This window comes from Geothrix paludis (assembly GCF_022808815.1).
Taxonomy (GTDB): Bacteria; Acidobacteriota; Holophagae; order Holophagales; family Holophagaceae; genus Geothrix; species Geothrix paludis.
Window position 1 is genome coordinate 80,314 of record NZ_JAKZLC010000005.1, and the last position, 21,520, is coordinate 101,833.

Sequence of the window (21,520 nt, forward strand, 5' to 3'; positions counted from 1 at the left end):
TCCAGGATGTTCAGGGAAGCATGCAAAGCGCGTGCGGAACGGCGCCCGCTCAGTCTTTCCCGAACACGTTGGCCAGGTTGAAGATGGGCAGATACATGGCGATGACGATGAAGCCGATGATGCCGCCCAGCATGGCGATCATGATGGGCTCCATGAGGCTGGTGAGGTTGGCCACGGCGTTGTCCACCTCGTCCTCGTAGAAGTCCGCCACCTTGGAGAGCATGGCGTCCAGGGCGCCTGTGGCCTCGCCCACGCCCACCATCTGTACCACCATGGGCGGGAAGACCTTGGTCTCCGCCAGGGGTGTGGCGATGTTGCGGCCCTGTTCCACGGCGTCCTTGGACTTGAGAATGGCGTTCTGGATCACCATGTTGCCGGAGGTGCGGGCCGTGATATCCATGCCTTCGAGGATGGGCACGCCGGAGCTGATGAGGGTGCCCAGGGTGCGGCAGAACCGGGCGACGGCCGTCTTCCGGAGCACGTCGCCGATGATGGGGATCTTCAGCATGAACGCATCGATCTGGAGGCGGCCTGCCGGCGTCTTGTAGTACTGGCGCAGGCCCACCACGATGAGAGTGATCGCGATGATGATGAGCCAGCTGTAGTTGATGAGGGCGCTGGAGAGGGCCATGCAGACGAGGGTGGGGAAAGGCAGCTTGCTGCCCAGGCCGTCATACATGGCGGAGAAGACGGGGATCACCTTCACCATGATGATGACCACCACGGCGATGGCGATGGTGATGACAGCCACCGGGTAGGTCATGGCGCCCTTCACCTTGGCCGTGAGCTTCACGGCCTTCTCGATGTAGGTGGACAGACGCTGGAGGATGACATCCAGGATGCCTCCGCTCTCGCCCGCGCCCACCATGTTCACGTAGAGGTCGTTGAAGGCCTTGGGGTGCTTGGAAAGCGCTGCCTGCAAAGTAAGACCTTTCTCCACGTCCTCGCGCACGGCCTCGATGATCTTCTGGAAACCCTTGTCCACCTGCTGGGCGCCCAGGATCTCCAGGCACTGCACCAGGGGCAGGCCGGCGTCGATCATCACGCTGAACTGCCGGGTGAAGATGGCCAGGTCCTTGGGTTTCACCTTGCCGAAGGACTTGGTGCCCTTGGCGGCCATGGCGCTGATGCCCGTAACTTCGATGCCGTTGCGCTTCAGGGTGGCGGCGGCGGCATCCCGGGATTCGGACACCAGGACGCCCTCCTGGGCCTCCCCCATTCGATTCTTGCCTTTCCATGCGTATGCGGGCATGCGGACCTCGGCGGACAGCTGGGAACGATGGTGCCTTCAGGATAGGCAGGAATGGATCAGTGGTGAAGAGCTAATGGGTCGCAGAGAAAGGTTTAGGTGTACTTGATGTTGGGATTCCTGCCTCCCAGCGCGGGATTGCTGGTGGCGGCCGGCTGGGCGGCGGTGGCCCCGCGGCCGCCGGCCGCGCCGACGCCCACGCCCCGGTTGATGAGTTCCCTCAGTTCGTCGGCATTCGAGGTGTACTCGAAAGCCTGCTCCTGGCTGATTTCCTTGCGGAGCACCAGGTCCGAGAGGCTCTGGTTGAAGGTCTGCATGCCATATTTCGTCTGGCCGGACTGCATGGTGCCGTAGATCTGGTGGATCTTGTCCTCGCGGATGAGGTTCCGGATCGCGGAGTTGGGGATCATGATCTCCAGGGCAAGGGCCCGGCCCTTGCCGCCCACCTTGGGAATGAGGCTCTGACAGATGACGCCCTCCAGCACCAGGGAGAGCTGGGCCCTCACCTGGGCCTGCTGGTGGCTGGGGAACACGTCGATGATGCGGTTGATGGTCTGCACGGTGCTGTTGGTGTGCAGGGTGGCGAAGGTGAGGTGACCTGTCTCGGCGATGGTGAGCGCCGATTCGATGGTCTCCAGGTCGCGCAGCTCGCCCACCAGCACCACGTCGGGATCCTGGCGGAGGGCCGAGCGCAGGGCCTTCTTGAAGCTGTGGGTGTCCGCGTGGATCTCGCGCTGGTTCACCAGGGCCCGCCGGTGCTTGTGGACGTATTCCACCGGGTCCTCGATGGTGAGGATGTGGACGGGCTCCTCGGCATTGATCTTGTCCACCATGGCGGCCAGGGTCGTGGACTTGCCGGAGCCCGTCACACCGGTGACCAGCACCAGGCCGCGGGGCTTGTCGCAGAGGGCCTGGACCGAGGGCGGCAGGCCCAGCTGGTCGAAGCTGCGGATGTTCTCGGGGATGGTGCGGAAGACGCCCGCCGTGGCGCCGCGCTGGTTGAAGACGTTGGCGCGGAAGCGGGCCACGCCCTGGAGGCCGAAGGAGAAGTCCACCTCCAGGTCCTCCTCCAGGCGGTGCTTCTGCTGATCGGTCATGACGCCGTAGCAGAGCCAGCGCGTCTGGGACGCGTCCATGGGAGGCAGCTTGAGGGGCACCATGCGCCCGTCGATGCGGATCTGCGGTGCCGAGTCCGTGGTGATGTGGAGGTCCGTACCCCCGTACTCCACCATCGTCTTGAGCAGCTGCTGCAGCGGAGCTACGTAGTTGGAACCGATTTCACTCATGCCGAACCTCGGGAAAGACAACTGCCTGGACAGGATTCACAGGATGAAAAGCAGGATTAACAGGATTCAGGCTGGCGCGGGGAGCGGAACTTCTTCTTCACTTGGAGGCTCCGGGCTCCGAAATTCAGGAGCAAGGCCCGTTCCAGGCCGGTGGCAGCCAAGTAATTGACGACTTGCACCTCGTGCTCGGGGAGGACGGCCTGCACGGCCTTCAATTCAAGGATCAGGGATCCGTCCACCAGGAGATCTGCTCGGTACTGCCCGACCAGCTCGCCCCGGTAGCGAACCTCGAGCTTCACCTCTCGCTCGAAGGGAATGCCATCCATCACCATCTCGAGTGCCAGCGCGTTCTGGTAGACGGCCTCAGTGAACCCTGGCCCGAGGACGGAGTGCACCCTCATGGCCGCCCCAATGACGCGCCCCGAAAGCTCATCCAAAACAGCCACGTCCACCCAGCCATCCTGCTTTTGAAGTCCTGTTAATCCAGCTTTTAATCCTGTTAATCCTGTCAAAGAACTTCGCCGGTGTGGGTCGGCGCCTACAACACGGTCTCGCGGATGATCTCTTCGATGGTGGTGACGCCGTCGAGCACCTTGCGGCAGCCGGAGCGGCGGAGGGTGATCATGCCCTCCTTCTGGCCCTGCTCGCGCAGCTCGATGGCGGAGGCCCCCGTGAGGATCATGTCCTTCAGGGTCTCCGACATCTCCAGCACCTCGTAGAGGCCCACGCGGCCCTTGTAGCCGCGCTTGTTGCAAATATCGCACCCGACCGGCTTGTAGAAGGTGATGCCCCGCTGGATCTCCTCCGGGGTGAAGCCCACCTCGCGCAGGGCCTCCTCGGGCTGGTGGTGGGTGTCAACGGCTTTGCAGCTACCGCAGAGGCGGCGCACGAGGCGCTGGGCACAGATGATGTTCACCGAAGTCGCCACCAGGAACGGCTCCACGCCCATGTTCATGAGGCGGTTGATGGTGCTGGGGGCGTCATTGGTGTGCAGGGTGGAGAGCACCAAGTGGCCCGTCAGCGAGGCCTTGATGGCGATCTCGGCGGTCTCGAAGTCGCGGATCTCGCCCACGAGGATGATGTTGGGATCCTGCCGGAGAAAGGAGCGCAGGGCGGCTGCGAAGTTGAGGCCGATCTGCTCCTTCATCTGCACCTGGTTGATGCCGGGAAAGTTGAACTCGACGGGATCCTCGGCCGTCAGGATGTTGGTGTCCACCGTGTTGAGCTTGGCGATGGAGGAATATAGGGTGTTGGTCTTGCCCGATCCCGTGGGTCCCGTCACCAGCACCATGCCGTAGGGCTTGGAGATCTGCCGGTCCCAGCGCTCCAGGCTCTCGGGCTCGAAGCCGAGCTTGGTGAGGTCGAGCATGAGCTTGTCGCTGTCCAGCAGCCGCAGCACGATCTTCTCGCCGAAGAGCGTCGGCAGGATGCTCACGCGGTAGTCGATGACCTTCTGCCGGCCGCCCATGTTCACGCGCAGCTTGATGCGGCCGTCCTGGGGCAGGCGCTTCTCGGCGATATTGAGCTTGGCCAGGATCTTCACGCGGGAGGTGAGGGGATCCCTCAGCTTGAGGTTCGGCCGCATGACCTCCTGGAGGATGCCGTCGATGCGGAATCGGATGCGGTAGTTCTTCTCGTAGGGCTCGATGTGGATGTCCGAGGCCCCGCGCTTGATGGCGTCGATGAGCACCATGTTCACGAGCTTCACCACCGGGGCGTCTTCGCTGCCCTTCTTCAGGGCGCCGACGTTGATGCTCTCCTCGTCATCGTCCGTGGCTTCGTACTCGGCGTCGGCATCCAGTTCCTGTTCAAGCTCCTGGAGGTCGAAGTGCTCGTCCTGCTCGTTGAAGGGATTGGCGGGGCCGGTGTCGGTGGGACCGGCCGCCGCCGCGCCGCTCATGGTGGCCCGCGCGCCCTGGGCATCCGCCAGGCGCAGGCCGCTGGAGCCGCCGTAGTACTTCTCGACCGCCCGCACCAGGCCCATCTCGCTGGAGACGACGGGATCCACGTTGTAGCCGGTGTGGAACCGCACATCGTCCATGGCGAAGATGTCCGTGGGATCAGACATGGCCAGGGTCAGCACGTTGCCGGTGCGCTGCAAGGGCAGCACCTTGTGGCGCTGGGCCAGGTCCTTCGGAATCAGTGCGATGACAGCAGGATCGATGGGCGGCCACTGCTCCAGGTCCGCAGCGGGGACGCCGTACTGCATGCCCAGGAAGCTCACGATGTCCTGATCCGAGCAGTAGCCCTGGCGCACGACGATGCTGCCCAGCTTGCCGCCTTCCCGGCGCTGGATCCGGATCACTTCTTCCAACTGGGCATCCGTGATGAGCTGAGCTTTGACTAGCATTTCCCCTAGCTTGCTGACCACTGGCTGCCTCCGGATGGGGTGATGCGATGGTAACACCTCCCGGAGGTATCCCACGCCCGGCCCATTGTATGCTTTCGCCATGCCTGCCCCAGGGACTCCGCCCCAGCGTCTGATGCTGGCCCGGCAATTGATCCGGGAGAAGGGTCTATCCAGGACGGACCTGGCCCTGCTGGAGGACATCCTCCGGGAAGGGGCCGGGGATCTGGATCCCCTGCTGGAAGCGCCTTCCGGCGAGACCGCCAGTACCGGGGAGTCCCCGGCCCAGGCCAACCTGCGACGCAACCTCGGACTCTTCCTGGCCTTCCTCCACCAGTTCTCGCCCCGCCGCCTCGGCGAGGCTCGGGTCGCCATGGGGCTGGTGCTGCAGCATAGCCTCGGGCGGCTGGCCCACCTGACCGGCACCGCTCACCGGGAGCTGATGGTGGAACACGAGCAGCCGGCCTGGGTGGGCCTGCTCCTCGATCTCCTGGCCTCGCTCCGCACCATGGCCGCCCCGCCGGGTGAGGAAGCCGGAACCCTTCAGGCCCTGTGGGCGGCCTTCCTGGAAGACCACCGCGATTCCTTCCGCCAGATCATGACCGCGCTGCAGACGTGCAAGGACGGGCCGGAAGCTGTCGCGCGACTGAACGCCCAGATGAAGGTGGTCAACCGGGCCATCCAGGGGCAGGGCCGGCTGGAGGAATCCCTGGCCCGGCTGGCGGAGCACCTGGAAGCCTGCATCCCTCCGGAGTTCCATGCCCGCGTGGAGCCCCTGCTGCTGCTGCAGCACGTGGTGTCCAACCTGCGCCTAGGCCTGATGCGGCCCATGGACCGGGGCATCCATTGGCCCGCGGTGGAGCAGGTGCGGGGAAGTCTGCGCTGGCTCTGGGACCACCTGGGCTGGGTGCTGCCCCGCATGGACGCCGAGCTGTTCAGGGACCGCACCCCGGCCGAGCTGCGGCAGCTGCTCCGGGATCTCCGCGCCGGGGATCCAGCCCTCTTCTCCGTGGTGGCCCGGGCCCTGGCCAGCCACATCTCCCTCCTGGGACTCATGGAATCCCTGGAACCTTCGGCCGGGACCGGTTCCCAGGAGATCTACGCGTCCGTGCCCACCTTCCTGGTCATCGAATCCGAGCTGGGCCGGGTGGCGGAGCGCGCCTACGACCCCGGCCGGGCCGCCCTGGTGGACCCCGACCGGCCCGAGGCGCCCCGGCTCCGGGCCTACCTCCGCCAGGCCGTGCTGAGCCTGCGCCAGGACCAGGGGACCCTGCGGAGCCTCCTGCAGCAGGCCCTGGCCGGGGCCGACGCGGAGCAGGTGGCCCACGCCCAGGACAGCCTGCGCGGCCTGCTCATCAACCACCAGAAGCAGCTCATGGGCGAGCTCGTGGGCCTGTTCTCCCCCGACGTGCAACAGCGCCTGTTCCCGGACTCCCCCAGCCTGATGGAAGAGGGGGATCGCCTCCGGCTGCGCATCCAGCGGCTCTGGGAACAGGTCCCGCCCATCCACACCCACCTCCTCCTGAGCCTGGAGCTCCAGGACTGGCCGCGGCTCGCCCTGGGACTGGCCCAGGCCTACCGTCACCTGCTGGCCTTCCGCCGCAGCCCGGAGTTCCCCCTGATGCGGCGGCCCGACCGCGAGGAGGCGGAGCGGCTCATCGAGGACCTGGGTCAGCTGCTGGAATCCCCGGAGGAAGTCCATCAGGCCCTCCGCGATGCCATGGACGTGCTGGGCGAGCTGCTGCGATTCCTGGAGCTGTTCCTGCTCCGGATCAACGCCCGGGTGCCCCTCATCCGGCAGGACCTGGAAGTGGCCCAGGAGGCCCTGCAGCTCATCGCCGGCCTCAGGGGAAGCCCGGCGGGATCCGAGCGTGCCCGCCTTTCCCACAAGCTGATCCAGAGCACCAAGCGCCTCGGCGTGCGCGATGCCCAGGCCGTGGTCCTCCTCAAGCGCTGGATCCGCGCCGAGCGCGGGCAGCGAGAAGGCTCGCTTCCCGTCCTGGAGCCGCTCGCCGCCCACCTCGGCCAACTTGCCATGAGACTCGAAGCCGCGCTGGGCTGACCGCCCGCGAACGACCTGACCCCCACCTCCCCGGAGCCCCATGCACCACATCCACTGGCTGGAACCGCAACCATCCACGGCCGGCCATGCCTTGAGATCGGCCCTGGAGGCCTGGGGTCACGACGTGGTGCCTGGGCCGGGACCCGGTTCGCTGGTGCTGGTGGCGGAACGGCCCGATCCGCGGCTGATCCCCGCGGAAGGATCGGAAATCCTGTGGTGGGTCCAGGAGGCGGAGGCGGAGGAGATCAGCGCCGTGCTGGAACAGCGGCCGGGCTGGGTGATGCGCCAGGACCGCCCCCTCGAGGCGGCCCGGGAGGCGCTCCGGCACCTGCGGCAGCGGGACCTCGGCAGCGAAGGATGGCTGCGCCAGATGCTCCACCTGGCTTCCCTGGACGAGCTGCTGAAGCTCATGCTGAGCCGCGCCATCCGGCAGTCCCGGGCGAAGGGCGGCGCGATCTGGCTCCGGAAGGAGAACCGCTTCTACCAGCGGGCCGGCGACGGGTCCTTCCCGGAAGCCCCCCTGCCCCGCCACGAGGCCCTGGACCTGGTGCGCCGGGGCGAGGCCTTCCTCCTGGCCGCCTCGGAACAGCTGGGCCTCCTGCGCCTGCTGGAGCCCCTCGAGCCGCCCGAGCGCTTCCTCCTGGGCTTCGAGGACGTGGAGCCCCTGCTACTCAACGCTTGGCGCCTGGAAGAGAGCCGGGCCCTGTCCTTCAAGGACGATCTCACCGTGGCCCAGAACCGCCGATGCCTGGAGACGGAGCTGCCCCAGACGGTGCGCGAGGCCGCCGCCAAGGGGGAATCCGTGGCCCTGGTGTTCATCGACGTGGACGACCTCAAGCAGGTGAACAGCCAGTACGGCCACCCCGCGGGAAGCATCGTGCTCGAGGCCGTCGCCCGGACCGCCCAGCGTCTCTGCCGCGCCCATGACCGCCTCTACCGCTACGGAGGGGATGAGTTCTGCCTCATCATGCCCAGCACCCGATCCCCGGGGGCCCAGAAGCTGGCGGAGCGCCTCATCGAGGTCATCCTGGGCCAGCCCGTCGCCATCGGGAATGACCGCCTGACCATCTCCCTCAGCGCCGGCGTGGCCGCCTTCCCGGAGCACGCCGATGGGGCCGGCCACCTCATCGAACAGGCCGACCGCGCCCTCCTGCGCGCCAAGCGGGAAGGCAAGCGGCAGGTGGTAGTGGCGGATTGAGGGGCAGTCCTCAGTCCTCAGTCCTCAGTCCTCAGTCCTCAGGAAGATACGTCCCCAGACGGATCCTCCCAATGGGTCGGCGCGACACTGAAGACTGAGGCCTGAAGCCCGAGTCCCCTACTTCCGCTTCTTCTTCCCGCCCTTCTCGGCTCCGAACACCTTGGCCAGGAAGCCTTCTTCGCCCTCCCCGGCGGGCTCGCCGTCGAGGCTTCGACGGAGCTGCTCCAGCAGCTGGCGCTGCTCGGCCGTGATGGACTTCGGCACGGCCGCCCGCAGGTGCAGGTAGAGGTCGCCGCGGCCGCTGCCCTGGAGCCTGGGGACGCCGGCGTTCACCAGCTTCACCACATGGTCCGCGGGGGTTCCCGCCGCCAGCTTCACCTTGTCCGCGCCGTAGGGCGTTTCGACTTCGAGCGCGCCGCCGGTCACCAGCAGGGGCCAGGACACCTCCAACCGCTGGTGGAGGTCGAACCCGTCCCGCTCGTACTTCGGATCCTGCTCCACGTCGAACACCACGTAGAGATCGCCGGTGCGGCCGCCGAAGCGCCCGGCCTCGCCCTGGTTCTGGAGGCGGAGGCGCGTGCCCCGGTCCACGCCCGCGGGCACCTTGAAGCTGACCTTGGCCTTCCGATGGACCCGCCCCTCCCCGCGGCATTCGCGGCAGGGCTTCGGGATGATGCGGCCCTTGCCTTCGCAGCGGGGGCAGGGCGTGAGCATCTGGAAGAAGCCCTGGCGCATGGCCACCTGGCCCGCGCCCCGGCACTGGGGGCAGGTCTCCGGACGCGTGCCCGGCTCGCAGCCCGAGCCATGGCAGGTGCCGCAGGCCTCCAGGCGCGGGATGCTGAGCTCCACGCTGTCCTTGCCGAAGACCGCATCCTTGAAGCTGAGCTTCAGGTTGTACTGCAGGTCCGAGCCCCGCTCCTCGCCGCTGGCCCGCCGCCGGCCGCCGCCAAAGAGGTCCCCGAATAGCCCGCCGCCGAAGAAGCTGCCGAGAATGTCCTCGAAATCCGCGAACTGGTTCGGGTCGAACTGGAACTGCTGGCCGCCGCCCCCCGCGCCGCCCAGGCCCGCGTGGCCGAACTGGTCGTACACCCGGCGCTTCTCGGGATCCGACAGCACGCTGTAGGCCTCCGCGGCCTCCTTGAATTTCTCCTCCGCCTCCTTGTTGCCCGGATTGCGGTCGGGATGCAGCTCCATGGCCAGCTTGCGGTAGGCCTTCTTCAGTTCATCCGTCCCCGCGTCCTTCGAAACGCCGAGGACTTCGTAGTAGTCACGCTTCATGCACCCATCCTGGATTCCAGGATAGCCGATGGGCCGGCCTAATTCGGTCCCGCCCCTTCATCCTCGCCATCCAGGGAGGCCATCATGGCCTCGCTGGCGGCCAGGACGGCGTCGGTCAGCAGGTTCTGTGCCTCGAGCAGCTGGCCCTCGCAGGCCCGGAGAGCCGCGGAGTCCTGCGAGGCCACGGCCTGCCGGGCGCGGGAGAGCACCTCGCGGATCATGATCTGCTGGTCCTCCGCCAGGTACTTGCCGCATTCCGCGAAGCTCTTGTCGCAGGAGAAGATCAGGCCCTCGGCGGAGGCGATGTACTTCAGCGCGTCGCGCTTCTTCACATCGGTCTCGGCGTTGGCCAGGGCCTCTCGGATCATGCGCTGGATCTCCAGTTCGGACAGGCCGGAACTGGGCCGAATGCTCATGCTCTGCTCCAGGCCGGTCATGAGGTCCCGAGCCGAGACTTTCACGATGCCGTTGGAGTCGATGTCGAAGGCCACCTCGATCTGGGGCACACCCTTGGGGAGGGGCGGCAGGTTGATGAGGTCGAACCGGCCCAGGCTCTTGTTGTGCTCGGCCAGCTCCCGCTCGCCCTGCAGCACGTGGATCTCCACCCGGCTCTGGTTGTCCGTGACCGTGGTGAAGGTGCGCGCGTCGCGGGTGGGGATGGTGGCGTTGCGCTGGATGATCTTCACGAAGCCGCCGCCCTGGGTCTCGATGCCCAAGCTGAGCGGCGTGACGTCCAGCAGCACCAGGTCCTTGATGTCGCCCTTGAGGACCGCACCCTGGATGGAGGCGCCCGTAGCCACCACTTCGTCCGGGTTGATGCTGCGGTTGGGCTCCTTGCCGAAGAAGTCACGCACGAGGCGCTGCACCATGGGCATGCGGGTCTGCCCGCCCACGAGGATCACCTCGTCCACCTGCTTGGCCGTCTTGCCGCCCTGCTCCAGCGCGTCCTTGATGGGGACCAGGGTCTGCTCCACCAGCGCGCGGGCCATCTCCTCGAGCTGGTCGCGGGTCAGGGTGGCCTCGAGGTGCTGGGGGCCGCTCGGGGCCTGGGCGATGAAGGGTAGGCGGATCTCCACCCGCTCCAGAGTGGACAGCTCGCACTTGGCCTTCTCGCTGGCCTCCTTCAGCCGCTGGAGCGCCATGCGGTCGAAGGAGAGGTCGATGCCCGTCTTCTCCCGGAACTGCTGCACGAGCCAGTTCTGGATGGCCAAGTCAATGTCCTCGCCGCCCAGGAAGGTGTCGCCGCTGGTGGCCAGCACCTCGAACACGCCGTCGTTCATCTCCATCAGCGTGAAGTCGAAGGTGCCGCCGCCGAAGTCGTAGATGGCCAGGATCTGCTTGAGGCCCTTCTTGTTGAAGCCGTAGGCCAGGGCCGCCGCCGTGGGCTCGTTGATGATGCGCTGCACGTTGAGGCCGGCGATCTTGCCGGCGTCCTTGGTGGCCTGGCGCTGGGCGTCGTCGAAGTACGCCGGGACCGTGATAACCGCGTCCATCACGTCCTCATGGAGGAACGCTTCGGCCGCCTGCTTCAGGGAGCGCAGGACGATGGCCGTGACCTCAGGCGGCGCATAGTCCCGCTCGCCCACGCGAAGCCAGGCATCCCCGTTGGGCGCGGACACCACGGGGAAGGGCAGCCGGCCGGTGGCCTCTTGGACCTTGGGGGCATTGAACCGCTGTCCGATGAGACGCTTGACAGCGAACAGGGTGCGCTGCGGGTTCGTGACCGCCTGGCGCTTGGCGATGTGACCCACAAGGACATCACCCTTGTCCGTGAAAGCCACCACCGAGGGAGTCGTGCGGCTCCCCTCCCGGTTCGGGATCACCCGTGAATCGCCACTCTCCATCACGCAGACGCAACTGTTCGTCGTGCCGAGGTCAATGCCGATCAGTTTGCCTGCCATGGGTGGAACTCCCGGGGATTTGCAACTTCATGATAAATCGGATTCATGGGTCATCAAAATCGCAGAGGCGGGCGGCAGCTAGGGCTTCCCGGAGTCCTGCAGCCGATTCACCACCACGCGGGCGGGACGGAGGAGCTGTCCCTTGAGGTTGTAGCCGCGTTCGTAGACCGCGGCCACGGCGCCGTCGGGAAGGTTCGGATCGCTGAAGGTGGTGAGCGCCTCGGCGTGGAGGGCATCGTATGCGTCGCCGACCTTCAGCGGAAGCGGCTCGACGTTCATGCGGCGAAGCGCCTCCACGAACTGCTTCTGGATCAGCTCCACACCGCCCCGGAAGGTGTCGACATCCTGGTAGGAGGCGCCAAGGCCGCGCTCGAAGTTGTCAAGGACGGGAAGCACCTCGAGGAGGATCTTCCGCTCGGCCTGCTCCACGGCCAGGGCGATGTCGCGCTGGACGCGATTGCGGAAATTGTTGAAATCCGCCGCCAGGCGCCGGTGCTGATCCATCAGCTCGCCTTCGCGCCGGAGCATTTCCTCCATCTGCCGTTCGGCTTCGGTGAGGGCCGCCTCCAGACCCTCCCGCGAGCCGTCGAGCTCCGTGAGCTCGCCTTCCTCGAGGGACGGGGCGGGGTATCCCGAGGCCACCTCGTCCGCGACGGACTGGAGATCCGCGTCCAGGGCATCGTCCAGGCTGAGATCCACCACATCCTCGGGCTCGCCGGAGGGTGGAGCGGGCAGGTCGTTGGGCTCGCGGGGAGTGCCGGTGGTCATCGCAGCAGTATACGCAGTCCAGCGGGGAACCGTCTCAGGATCCGCCCTGCCGCCGCTGGACCTGCCGGGACCACCACCGCAGGCCGCCCATGACCCGGCCGTAGTCCATGCGGAGCGGCCCCACCAGGGCGAAGGTCACGTAGCCGGCCGGCCCCAGCCCCACCGTGCGGACGGCCGTGGCCAGAGGCCAGCCTTCCAGGTAGGGATTCTCCGACCCCAGCAGCAGCTGGATGTCCTGGGAGGCCCGGTCCGCGAAGGCATTCAGCAGACGGGCCAGGCGGCCCTGCTCTTCGAAGGCGGCCACCAGGCCCCGGAACCGGGCCACGTCCTCGAATTCGGGAAGCTGGCCAAGACGCCCCAGCCCGGACACCAGCACCGGGGGATCGTCCGCCTGGCGCTCCTCGGGCCACTGGGAGGCCAGCCCCTGGAGCCGGGTCCGGAGGGTCTCGCCTTCCCGGGCCCCCGCCTGCAGGGCGTCCAGCAGCCTCGACCGCATCTCGCCCAGGGTGAGGCCCGCGAACTGGGCGGTGGCGAAATTCGCCAGCTCGGTAAGCACCGTATCGCTGTAATTCCATGGGTTGTCCATGAGGCGGTGGTCCACCTCGCCCAGGCTCCCCACCCAGATGGCCACCAGGCGGCCCGGTCCCACCGGCACGAACTCCAGGCGCACGAGGCGGCTCTGGGTCAGCGGCAGGGGCAGGGCCAGGCAGACCCCTCCCATCACCTCGGCCAGCGTCCGGCTGGCGTGCCGGGCCCAGGACTCGGGATCCAGGTCGAGGCCGTCCAACGCCGTGGCAAGGCGCCCTTCCAGCTCGGAGTCCGGGGGTTGCGCCTTCAGCCAGCGGTCCACGTAGTAGCGGTACGCCCGCTCCGTGGGGACCCGCCCGGCGGAGGTGTGCGGCTGGGCCACCAGGGATTCGTCCTCCAGGTCCGAGAGCACGTTCCGGATGGTGGCGCTGGAGAGGGGCTCCGGGAACCGCTTGGACAGCAGGCGCGAGCCCACGGGCTCACCGGCCTCCAGGTAGGCCTCGATGAGGGTGCGGAGCACGGATTCGCCGCGGGGGTTGAGGTTGGGAGTGGCCATGGTGGGTAAACTTTGCGGGCTGTCATACTATATACACCCGCAACGGAGGTCCCATGCGCACAGCCCTGATCCGAATGTCCCTCGCCGCGGCGCTTGTCCTGGCCGTGGGATGCAACCGCAAGAGCGAAGCCGCCATCCAGGCGGATGAAGCGGCCAAGGCGGCTGAGGCCAAAGTTGCCCAGCTCGAGCAGCAGCTCGCCGAAGCCAAGTCCGGCAAGGTCACCGGAGAGGACGCCGAGACCGTCAAGCAGGTGACCAAGTCCCAGGTGAAGGCCCTGGAGCGCCAGGTGGCCGACGCGAAGAAGCGCGCCGAGGCCAAGAAGCAGGAAGCCGCCATGCTGGCTACCGCCCCCGTCGCCAAGGAGGCGCCCAAGCCCGTGGTGGTCGACGTGCCCACCGGCACCAAGCTCGAGATCACCCTGGCCCGCGAGCTGGCCACGGACAAGGACCAGGCCGGGGATGCCTGGGAGGGCTCGCTGGCCTCTGACGTCGTGGTGGACGGCAAGCTGGTCTGGAGCGCCGGCAGCCCGGCCCGGGGCGTCGTGACCCAGAGCGCCGCGGCGGGCCGTCTCAGCAACGGCAAGGGTGCCCTCGGCATCCGTCTCACCGAGATCGCCGGCGTCGGCATCGATACGGACACGCACGTGGTGGTGGCCACCGCCCGCGGCGAGCGCAACGCCAAGTACATCGGCGGCGGCGCAGCCCTCGGCGCCCTGGTGGGCCTCCTCTCCGACAAGAAGAACCAGGGTGACCACGCCCTCGGCGGCGCGGCCATCGGCGCCGCCGCCGGTACCGCCGTGGCCGCCGGCACCGCCGACACCGTGATCAAGATTCCAGCGAGCAAGCCCGTCGCCTTCAGCCTGACCTCGCCGGAGAAGGTGACGCTGAAGAAGTAGTCATCAGCTATCAATTGTCAGCTATCGGCCAAAAAAGGAAGCGGGAGGCGTGCCTCCCGCTTCTGCATTTACTGAGAGCTGACAGCTGATAACTGACAGCCTGCTCAAGCCTCCAGTGCCTGCAACCGCTCCGCCTCGAACGCGGCGCGCAGGGGCTCGATGATGGGTTCGATCTGGCCGGACATGGGGGGCCCCGCTCCGGGAGCCCGGACCCCTGGGGCCGGGCGAACGGGAGGGCGGTCTGGGGGACCGCCCGATCGCGGGCTGCCAGGAGCCGCGTGCGCAGAGCCGCGCAGCGGCGAGCGCTCAGCGGCGGAGCTTCAGGCCTCCAGCGCCTGCAGTCGCTCCGCCTCGAACGCGGCACGCAGGGGCTCGATGATGGGTTCGAGCTGGCCGGACATGAAGCTGTCGATCTGGTGGATGGTGACGCCGATGCGGTGGTCGGTGACACGACCCTGGGGGAAATTGTAGGTGCGGATCTTCTCGCTGCGGTCGCCGCTGCCCACCTGGGACTTGCGGAGGGCGGAGTGGGCCGCATCGGCCTCGTCCTGGGCCTTCTGGAGCAGCCGGCTGCGCAGCACGGTCATGGCCTTGGCCATGTTCTTGATCTGGCTGCGCTCGTCCTGGCAGCTCACGACGGTGTTCGTGGGCAGATGGGTGAGGCGCACGGCGGAGTAGGTGGTGTTCACGCTCTGGCCGCCCTTGCCGCCGGAGCAGAAGGTGTCGATGCGCAGGTCCTTCTGGTGGATCTCGATGTCCACCTCCTCGGCCTCGGGCATGACCGCCACGGTGGCGGCGGATGTGTGGATGCGGCCCTGGGTCTCGGTCTTCGGCACCCGCTGCACGCGGTGGACGCCGCTCTCGAAGCGGAAGAGGCTGTAGGCGCCGTCGCCCTGGATCTCCGCCGTGGCCTCCTTGAGTCCGCCCGCATCGGCGTCGCTCTCATCCAGAACCGACACCTTGAAGCCCCGGCGCTCGGCGAAGCGGATGTACATGCGGAAGAGTTCCGCCGCGAAGAGCGCCGCCTCCTCGCCACCTGTGCCGGCGCGGACCTCGAGGATCACGTTCTTGGCGTCAGCGGGGTCCTTGGGAATGAGCAGGCGCTTGATCTCGGCTTCGCCTTCGGCGATGGCCTTCTTCAGGTCGGGGATCTCCATCTCGGCCATCTCGCGGAGATCCGCGTCCATGGTCTTGTCGCCCAGGATGAACTCGGCCTCCGCCAGCTGTTTGAGGCGCGTGCGCTGGGCCTGGAAGGCCTGGACCACCGGCTCCAGCTCCGCGCGGAGCTTGGTCAGCTCCCGCAGCCGCTTGGGGTCGGACACCACGGCGGGATCCTGCAGCTGCGCCTCCACTTCCTGGAAGCGGGCATCCACGGCTTCTAGCTGGTCAAGCATGGGACCTCCAGAGCACCGGTACGAAAAAGGGAGGGGCCGAAGATCGGCCCCTCCCTCGGAATGGTGCAGCTAGGCTTCGGTCGTCTCGACGGCGGCTTCGGGAGCGGCGGCCGGGGCTTCCTTCTTGGCGTACTTCTTGTTGAACTTCTCCACGCGGCCCTCGGTGTCCATCAGGCGCTGCTTGCCGGTGAAGTAGGGGTGGCAGGCCGAGCAGATTTCCACGCGCAGCTCCTTCTTGGTGGAGCGCGTCATGAACTCGTTGCCGCAGGCGCAGTGCACCTTCACATCGTGCAGTTCGGGGTGGATCTTTTCCTTCATCTCTTCCTCCTGGGACCGACCGGATGCCCCCATGGGCGGGGTGAACGCACGCGGCTTGTCCACGCAAGATGGATAGCTTATCGCCAAACCGCCCGTCCCTCAAGGAGGATTCCCGAAACAGGGCCCGGAGACAGGCCTGGATCAGCCCTCCTGCTCCTGGGGCGTCAGCACCCAGCGCTCGGCCAGGACGCGGCGCAGCTTCAGCGCCAGCATCACGCTGACCAGCAAGGTGGCATTGAAGCTGAGCTCCAGGGGCACCTGCCACCACCGGAAGCGGATCCGGCCCAGGAACCCCGTCTCGAGGGCGAACATGAAGGCCGTGAAGAGGACCGGTTCCAGAAGGGTCTGCCAGAGCGGGCGCTCCTGGCTGTGGCGCTCCAGGAGGAATCCCGTGTAGGCGCCATAGAACAGCCGCGTGGGCTTGAACCCGTGGGCCGTGGTGAACCCGAGGGGGATCGAGAGCAGGGAGGTGAGCAGCACGGCCACGGCCGTTCTCGCCCAGGGATCGAGCCGGAGCCAGTGGCGCCGGGCCCAGAAGTAGCCAGCCCCCACGGCCAGGCCCTGGGCCGCGGCGAAGGCCACGCAGATGTACCAGCGCCAGCCTTCGAACCACATGTGGCTGCCCGTGGCGATCCCGATGATCATGCCCGCGGCCAGGGCGGTGCTCCCACGGTGGTTGGCGTCCTGGCCCTCGCCAGCGGCGAGTTCCCCGGCCAGCAGGCCGGGGCGCTCCTTCTCGGCGAGCAGGGCCGCCATGGCCGATTCGCCCTCGATGCCCCGGGCCTCAGCCTCGTCCAGCAGGTGGGTCTCCAGTTCCCGCAGCAGCCTGAGGCGCCGCCAGCGGGACACCCCCCTCAGGCCAGCAGCCACTTGGGCGAGGTAGCCGTCGAGCGCGCGGGACACGGTGATGGATCCTTCAGGCCCTCGGCCCGACGAAGGCCTGGACCATGTCCACGAACTGGTTCCACTCCTTCTTCTTGGCGGTCAGGAAGGCCTGCCCCGCGGGCTGGATGGCGTAATAGCGCCGTTCCCGCCCGTTCTCCTGGGTTTCCCAGTACGACGTGATGAACTCGGTCGCCTCGAGCTTGTGGAGGGCCGGATAAAGGGCCCCTTCCTTGAGGGTGTAGGTTCCCCCCGTTCTCTGGCGGACCGTCTCGATGATCTGGTAGCCGTACATGGGCCCCTCGCAGAGCAGCGACAGCAGCAGCAAGGGAGTGCTGCCTTTCAGGAGTTCACGATCCACTGGGACCTCCGGTTTAGGCACGATCATTGTGCCTCGCAAAATGAGGTCAGTCAAGGTGCCCCGCAAATGTTTTCACGGGAAGGAACTTCCCAGTGGCCAGGGGGGCATGCGGTCCGGTCGGGGTTCGAACCGTGCGGCTGCGCCGCCCCGGCCCGCTTCGACGCGCCATCTAGGCGCGCTTTGGGCAGTCTACTCGCTGGTTCAAGCCCAGAGACCATCAACAAAGTCAGGGGGGGCCATGCGGCACGATCAGGATTCGAACCGCGTCGCCGGCCCACGTCGGCGCCACATCTAGTGGCGCCTTGGGCGGTCCACTCGCTGGTTCGAATCCAGAGACCATCAACAAAGCCAGGGGGGCCGTTGGCCCCCCTGGCTTTGTTGGTGCACCCGACTGGATTCGAACCAGCGACCTTTGGCTTCGGAGGCCAACGCTCTATCCAACTGAGCTACGGGTACTGCGGCCTTCCATCATGGCGGCGATCGGCGTTCCGTTCAAGGTTGAGGCTCGGGAAGCGGGGTTCCCGCGACCATTGGCTTCGGAGGCCAAGGGCATTCAGGGGCGTTCAGCCCGGTCCGGCCACGGTCTTCCGGCGCACGCTGCCGTTGGCCTGGGCGAAGTAGCGGCGAACGCCACGGGTGATGGCATCGGCCACCTTGGCGCGGAAGGCGGCCTCCTTGAGCTTCCCTTCCTCCTTGGGATTGGAGATGAAGGCCACCTCCACCAGCACGGCGGGCATGGCCGCGCCCCGAAGGACGATGAAGGGGGCCTGCTTGACGCCCCGCTCTTTGATGCCCGCCAGCCGGTTCAGCTGGCCCTGGATGGCCACAGCCAGCCGCTCGGAATCCTGGAGGAATGCCTTCTGAGCCAGGTCGTCGAGGATGCTCGCCACCACGGTGTCCGCGCTGGCCGGGGCGTCGCCGGCGCCGGCGTTCTCGGCCGCCACCACCTCCTCGTCATCGCCCTTCCCCAGGCTCAGGAAGTAGACCTCGGAGCCCCGGGCGGCCCGGGCGCGGGCGGCGTTCAGGTGGAGGCTGATGAAGAGATCGGCCCCCTGGGCGTTGGCGGCCTTGGCCCGGTCCCAGAGGGGGATGAAGGTATCGTCCCCGCGCGTGAGGACGGCTTCGAAGCCCGCGGCCTCGAGCTTGGCCGCCACGGCCTTGCCGATCTCCAGGGCCGCCGCCTTTTCCTTCAGGCCCTTGGGGCCCCGGGCCCCCCCGTCATCGCCGCCATGCCCCGGGTCGACCATGACCTTCAGGCGCGGGGGATGGGGGGCCGGACCGGCGAGTTTGGGACTCTGGGCCCAAGACAGTAGGCTGAAGGTGACGAGCGACAGAAAGCTCAGGAGTCGGATCATGGCCCAATCGGTGAAAGGTATGCGGGATCTGTTCGGAGGGGAGCTGCGTTGGTTCCAGCATATCGAGGAAACCGCCCGCCGCGTGTTCGGCCGCCACGGCTACGGGGAGATCCGCACGCCCATCCTCGAAGAACTCGACGTGTTCAAACGCAGCGTGGGGGAAAGTTCCGACATCGTGAACAAGGAGATGTACGAGTTCACGGACAAGGGCGGCCGGCAGGTGGTCATGCGCCCCGAGAACACCGCCGGCGTGGTGCGGGCGGCCATCCAGCACAAGCTGCTGGCCTCCAGCGATCCCGCCCTGTTCTATTACATCGGCCCCCAGTTCCGCTACGAGCGCATGCAGACGGGCCGCTACCGCCAGTTCTGGCAGATCGGCGCCGAGAGCTTCGGCGTGGCCACGCCCGAGAGCGAGGCCGAGAGCCTGCTCATGCTCCACAGCTTCCTGAAGGAGCTGGGACTCAAGCAGATGGTCTTCTCCATCAACAGCGTGGGCACGCCCGAGTCGCGCCCCGCCTTCTATGAGGCCTTCCGGGCCTTCTTCGCGGCGCGGGAAGCGCAGTTCTGCGAGGACTGCCACCGGCGCATCGAGTCCAATCCGCTGCGCGTATTGGACTGCAAAAATGAAAAGTGCCAGGCGGCGCTGGAAGGTCATCCGGTCATCACGGATTTCCTCGACGAGGCCTCGGCCAAACACCACGCCCGCCTCAAGGCCCTGCTCACGGAGCTGGACATCCCCTTCGAGGAGAACCCGCGGCTGGTGCGCGGCCTGGACTACTACACCCGCACGGCCTTCGAGCTGCTCAGCTCCGACCTCGGCGCCCAGAGCGCCCTGCTGGGCGGCGGGCGCTACGACCTGCTGGTGAAGCACCTGGGCGGCCCCGACGTGCCCGCCTTCGGCTGGGCCATCGGCCTGGACCGCCTGGCCATGGTGCTGCAGCAGGTGCGTGGGGAGGCCCCCCAGGCCGCTCCCGCCCTGCTCATCCCACTTGGCGAGCGGGCCGCCGTCGAAGCCTTCAAGCTGGCGCGGCAGCTCTGGGACGCAGGCATCGCCCTCCAGCTGGAGACCCGCGGCGGGGCCCTCAAGAAGGCCATGGCCACCGCCAACCGCACCGGCGTGCAGACCGTCCTCATCCTCGGCGACGGGGAGCTGGATGGGGGCACCATCACCGTCAAGCACATGGCCAGCGGCGAGCAGGAGAGCTGGCCCCTGGACGAGTTGGCGGGGCGCCTGGGCCGGTGACCGTCCCCTATCACCAGAACGGTTCTGACCAGCCCTACCGCCGGACGGTCTTGAGCAGGCCCTTGAACCGGGGGTCCCGGCGGATGGGGTCCGCCATGGGCTCGCGGTCCAGGTAGATCAGGTACTCGCAGCGCTCCTCCAGGGCCCTTTGCAGGCTGCGGAACTCGCCTTCCCGATCCCCCAGGCCGCCCTGGAGCCCGGCCAGATAGAGGGCCGGCACGTACACCGGCTTCCCATGGAAGTCCGGGGGGTGGTTGAGGAGATTCAGCATCTCCTGGGCCTTGCCGCGGTTCCCCTTGGCCGCGTAGGCCAGCCCCAGGAAGAGCGTCATGCCCGGAGCCCGGCCGGAGCGCTCCCAGCCTTCGGTCAGGGACGTGATGGCCTCGTCGTGGCGTCCCAGCATCACCAGGGCCCGGCCCAGGTTCAGGTAGCCCAGGATGAACCCCGGGTCCAGCTCCAGGGCCTTCTGCGAGGCCGCGACGGCCTCGCCGTAGCGCCGGTTGAAGTAGTGGGCCTCGGCCACGGCGGATTTCACCGCAGGCGACAGCGGATCCAGCTCCTCGGCCTTCCGCAGCTCGGCCAGGGCATCGTCGCTCCGGCCCACGGCGCTGAGGTAGAGGGCGTGCCACTGATGGGCGGTGGCGTAGCCCGGGTTCAGATCGAGGGCCCGGTTGAAGGAGGCCTCGGCCCCATCCCAGTCCCACTCGTAGATCAGCCGGATGTGGCCGAGAGAGGCGTGGGCCTCGGCCGACGCGGGGTCCAGCTCCAGCGCGGTCATCACCTCCCGCTTGGCCAGGGGCATGGCCTCCCCGGGCCTCATGGCGCCCATTTCGGCGGATCCCAGGAGGGCGTAGCAGTCCGCGATGCCCACGTGGGTGGGGGCGAAGGTGGGATCCAGCCGCGCGGCCTCCTGGAAGCGTTCCAGCGCGAGGTAGAGGTCCTGTGGGGTGCGCTTGTTCCAGAGGAACCGGCCCCGCAGGTAGGCCTCGTAGGCCTCCGGCTTGACGGGCCTGGGGTGGGCTCGTCCGGGTTCCAGCTTGAGGCTGATCCCGCTGGCGATGGCGTCCGCGACCTCTCGCTGGAGCACCAGAACGTCCCGCACGTCCCGGTCGAAGCTGCTGTCCCAGATGTGCGTCTCGTCGGCGCCGCGCAGCAGGTGCACCGCCACCCGCACCCGGTCGCCCGAGCGCCGCACCGACCCCTGCAGCAGGTAGTCCACGCCCAGCTCGCGGGCCACCTGGCGGGGCCGCTTCTCCGTGTTCCGGTAGCCCAGGGCTGAACGCAGGGCCACCACGCGGCCACCCTCGCCCTGGTGACGGCCAAGCTGGGTGATGAGTTCCTCGGTGAAGCCGTCGCTGAAGAACTCCTGGCCGCGCTCACCGCCCAGATCGACGAAGGGGAGCACCGCCAGGGCCGGACCCGGCCGGGAGGGCCTGAAGCCCAGGCGCCAGACGAGGGCGAGGCCGCCCGCCAGCACCAGCGCCGCGGTGAGGGACCAGAGCACCCAGGGCACCACACCCCGCGGTTCCGGCCGGATCACCTCGACCGGCGCGGGCTCCGCCGCGGCGACGGCCTCGGGCGCCGCGGCCGGTCCCTCCGCGTCGGGGGCCAGGATCCGCCCGGCCCGCCAGGCGTCCACCTCCGAGCGGTGGGCGAAGACGCTGCCCTGCTTGTCGTGGAGGTGCCGGTGCACGGGGAGGCCCTCCCCCTTCTCCCAGCGCTGGACCGTCCGGACATCGCGGTCCAGGTAGGCCGCGATCTCCTTCCAGGATTCCAGCCGCTCCTCCAGGACCTCGTCTGCCATCGTCACTCCCGGGGAGAACCTTCCCTCCACCTCCTGACGCCGGATGATCCCATTAAAATTGCAACGGAATTCTACCGAAACCCCCTTGACCGTC

General features: G+C 67.7%; 18 protein-coding genes and 1 tRNA gene. 4 read left to right on the plus strand and 15 right to left on the minus strand.

Going from position 1 to position 21,520, the window contains the following annotated elements; translation table 11 throughout:
- Positions 1 to 49: 49 nt before the first annotated feature.
- From MLE64_RS13020 to pilB, 4 genes are all read right to left on the minus strand, one after another.
- Positions 50 to 1,252 (minus strand): type II secretion system F family protein, encoded by a 1,203-nt coding sequence (locus MLE64_RS13020; protein ID WP_243318252.1) that lies wholly within the window; start codon positions 1,250 to 1,252, stop codon positions 50 to 52.
- Positions 1,253 to 1,344: 92 nt separating this feature from the next.
- Positions 1,345 to 2,535, minus strand: a complete 1,191-nt coding sequence (locus MLE64_RS13025) for a type IV pilus twitching motility protein PilT (RefSeq protein WP_279343097.1) — start codon at positions 2,533 to 2,535, stop codon at positions 1,345 to 1,347.
- Positions 2,536 to 2,591: 56 nt separating this feature from the next.
- The gene (locus MLE64_RS13030) at positions 2,592 to 2,987 is read right to left on the minus strand and encodes a GxxExxY protein (protein WP_341482286.1); all 396 of its coding nucleotides are present in this window, start codon (positions 2,985 to 2,987) and stop codon (positions 2,592 to 2,594) included.
- 86 nt (positions 2,988 to 3,073) lie between these two features.
- The gene (pilB, locus tag MLE64_RS13035) at positions 3,074 to 4,885 is read right to left on the minus strand and encodes a type IV-A pilus assembly ATPase PilB (RefSeq protein ID WP_243318257.1); all 1,812 of its coding nucleotides are present in this window, start codon (positions 4,883 to 4,885) and stop codon (positions 3,074 to 3,076) included.
- Between the two features lie 100 nt (positions 4,886 to 4,985).
- Between pilB and MLE64_RS13040 the strand changes: the two genes are divergently transcribed.
- Together MLE64_RS13040 and MLE64_RS13045 are read left to right on the plus strand one after the other, a co-directional pair.
- Positions 4,986 to 6,944, plus strand: a complete 1,959-nt coding sequence (locus tag MLE64_RS13040; RefSeq protein ID WP_243318259.1) for a hypothetical protein — start codon at positions 4,986 to 4,988, stop codon at positions 6,942 to 6,944.
- 40 nt (positions 6,945 to 6,984) lie between these two features.
- The gene (locus MLE64_RS13045; protein ID WP_243318261.1) at positions 6,985 to 8,142 is read left to right on the plus strand and encodes a GGDEF domain-containing protein; all 1,158 of its coding nucleotides are present in this window, start codon (positions 6,985 to 6,987) and stop codon (positions 8,140 to 8,142) included.
- A 117-nt stretch (positions 8,143 to 8,259) separates the two neighbouring features.
- Here MLE64_RS13045 and dnaJ read toward each other — a convergent pair whose 3' ends face one another.
- The 4 genes from dnaJ to hrcA all read right to left on the minus strand — a co-directional run bounded on the left by dnaJ (position 8,260) and on the right by hrcA (position 13,173).
- Positions 8,260 to 9,420, minus strand: a complete 1,161-nt coding sequence (gene dnaJ, locus MLE64_RS13050) for a molecular chaperone DnaJ (protein WP_243318263.1) — start codon at positions 9,418 to 9,420, stop codon at positions 8,260 to 8,262.
- 38 nt (positions 9,421 to 9,458) lie between these two features.
- Entirely contained in the window at positions 9,459 to 11,321 is a 1,863-nt protein-coding gene (dnaK, locus tag MLE64_RS13055) for a molecular chaperone DnaK (RefSeq protein WP_243318265.1), read from the minus strand.
- 78 nt (positions 11,322 to 11,399) lie between these two features.
- A complete protein-coding gene (locus tag MLE64_RS13060) occupies positions 11,400 to 12,089 on the minus strand; it encodes a nucleotide exchange factor GrpE (RefSeq protein ID WP_243318267.1) in 690 nt (229 codons plus the stop codon).
- 34 nt (positions 12,090 to 12,123) lie between these two features.
- A complete protein-coding gene (hrcA, locus tag MLE64_RS13065; RefSeq protein ID WP_243318270.1) occupies positions 12,124 to 13,173 on the minus strand; it encodes a heat-inducible transcriptional repressor HrcA in 1,050 nt (349 codons plus the stop codon).
- 53 nt (positions 13,174 to 13,226) lie between these two features.
- On the opposite strand from hrcA, the gene MLE64_RS13070 reads away from it, so the two are divergent.
- Complete coding sequence (locus MLE64_RS13070; RefSeq protein WP_243294253.1) at positions 13,227 to 14,069, plus strand: hypothetical protein; 843 nt, start codon at positions 13,227 to 13,229, stop codon at positions 14,067 to 14,069.
- Positions 14,070 to 14,389: 320 nt separating this feature from the next.
- On the opposite strand, the gene prfA is transcribed toward MLE64_RS13070, so the two are convergent.
- The 6 genes from prfA to MLE64_RS13100 all read right to left on the minus strand — a co-directional run bounded on the left by prfA (position 14,390) and on the right by MLE64_RS13100 (position 18,379).
- Positions 14,390 to 15,463, minus strand: coding sequence for a peptide chain release factor 1 (prfA, locus tag MLE64_RS13075; RefSeq protein ID WP_243318272.1), 1,074 nt, complete (start codon positions 15,461 to 15,463; stop codon positions 14,390 to 14,392).
- 69 nt (positions 15,464 to 15,532) lie between these two features.
- Positions 15,533 to 15,781 carry a 50S ribosomal protein L31 gene (rpmE, locus tag MLE64_RS13080; protein WP_243286513.1) on the minus strand — a complete coding sequence of 83 codons (249 nt, stop codon included), beginning with the start codon at positions 15,779 to 15,781 and terminating at the stop codon, positions 15,533 to 15,535.
- A 141-nt stretch (positions 15,782 to 15,922) separates the two neighbouring features.
- Positions 15,923 to 16,684: a hypothetical protein gene (locus MLE64_RS13085; RefSeq protein WP_243318275.1), complete on the minus strand. Its 762-nt coding sequence runs from the start codon at positions 16,682 to 16,684 to the stop codon at positions 15,923 to 15,925.
- 13 nt (positions 16,685 to 16,697) lie between these two features.
- A complete protein-coding gene (locus MLE64_RS13090) occupies positions 16,698 to 17,024 on the minus strand; it encodes a PadR family transcriptional regulator (RefSeq protein ID WP_243294257.1) in 327 nt (108 codons plus the stop codon).
- Between the two features lie 379 nt (positions 17,025 to 17,403).
- Positions 17,404 to 17,480, minus strand: a tRNA-Arg gene (locus MLE64_RS13095).
- A gap of 107 nt (positions 17,481 to 17,587) precedes the next feature.
- Positions 17,588 to 18,379 (minus strand): N-acetylmuramoyl-L-alanine amidase family protein, encoded by a 792-nt coding sequence (locus MLE64_RS13100; protein WP_243318277.1) that lies wholly within the window; start codon positions 18,377 to 18,379, stop codon positions 17,588 to 17,590.
- Between MLE64_RS13100 and hisS the strand changes: the two genes are divergently transcribed.
- A complete protein-coding gene (gene hisS, locus MLE64_RS13105) occupies positions 18,378 to 19,622 on the plus strand; it encodes a histidine--tRNA ligase (protein ID WP_243318279.1) in 1,245 nt (414 codons plus the stop codon). The genes MLE64_RS13100 and hisS overlap by 2 nt on opposite strands.
- Positions 19,623 to 19,656: 34 nt before the next feature.
- Here the strand turns inward: hisS and MLE64_RS13110 are convergent, their stop codons facing one another.
- Positions 19,657 to 21,426, minus strand: a complete 1,770-nt coding sequence (locus MLE64_RS13110) for a tetratricopeptide repeat protein (protein ID WP_243318281.1) — start codon at positions 21,424 to 21,426, stop codon at positions 19,657 to 19,659.
- Positions 21,427 to 21,520 lie beyond the last annotated feature (94 nt).